Origin of the sequence: Burkholderia sp. Ac-20344, from assembly GCF_017104975.1 — a bacterium.
In the GTDB taxonomy this organism is placed as follows: domain Bacteria; phylum Pseudomonadota; class Gammaproteobacteria; order Burkholderiales; family Burkholderiaceae; genus Burkholderia.
Genome location: NZ_JAAGPP010000395.1, coordinates 1 through 768 on the forward strand (window position 1 = coordinate 1; position 768 = coordinate 768).

The 768-nt window shown below is 51.6% G+C and carries 2 tRNA genes and 2 rRNA genes; all 4 read left to right on the forward strand.

Going from position 1 to position 768, the window contains the following annotated elements:
• Positions 1-113 (forward strand): 16S ribosomal RNA (locus G3N64_RS39315); the annotation flags it as partial.
• Between the two features lie 63 nt (positions 114-176).
• Positions 177-253 (forward strand) — tRNA-Ile (locus G3N64_RS39320).
• Positions 254-296: 43 nt separating this feature from the next.
• Positions 297-372, forward strand: a tRNA-Ala gene (locus G3N64_RS39325).
• A 297-nt stretch (positions 373-669) separates the two neighbouring features.
• A 23S ribosomal RNA gene (locus G3N64_RS39330) occupies positions 670-768 on the forward strand; the annotation flags it as partial.

Below are 768 nucleotides of genomic sequence, written 5' to 3' on the forward strand. Positions count from 1 at the left end.
CAGAAGTGGCTAGTCTAACCGCAAGGAGGACGGTCACCACGGTAGGATTCATGACTGGGGTGAAGTCGTAACAAGGTAGCCGTATCGGAAGGTGCGGCTGGATCACCTCCTTTCCAGAGCTTCTCGCCAAGTTGAGCGCTCACGCTTATCGGCTGTAAATTTAAAGACAGACTCAGGGGTCTGTAGCTCAGTCGGTTAGAGCACCGTCTTGATAAGGCGGGGGTCGTTGGTTCGAATCCAACCAGACCCACCATTGTCTTGTCTGGCGGTAGGTACCTGAGGTTATCTGTACTCATGGGGGCATAGCTCAGCTGGGAGAGCACCTGCTTTGCAAGCAGGGGGTCGTCGGTTCGATCCCGTCTGCCTCCACCAATCCTCAATGACAAACATTCGAATGATGATTGTTCGAGTCTTTGTCATTGGCGATTGAGCCAGTCAGAGCGGTACGAAAGTATCGGCTGTCGTTCTTTAACAATCTGGAAGAAGTAAGTAATTTGGATAGCGGAAGCGTCTTGAGATGGGCGTGGAAGTTATCCGGGTTGTGATTGTATCGATGTATCTCAAGATGATTCGAACTTCATTGTTCGGCTCGATTTTGGAATACGGCACAACGCGAGAACTCAACCTGTAGCGACTGTAGCGTCGAAAGATGAGACAGACTCGTTATAGGGTCAAGCGAACAAGTGCATGTGGTGGATGCCTTGGCGATCACAGGCGATGAAGGACGCGGTAGCCTGCGAAAAGCTACGGGGAGCTGGCAAACGAGCT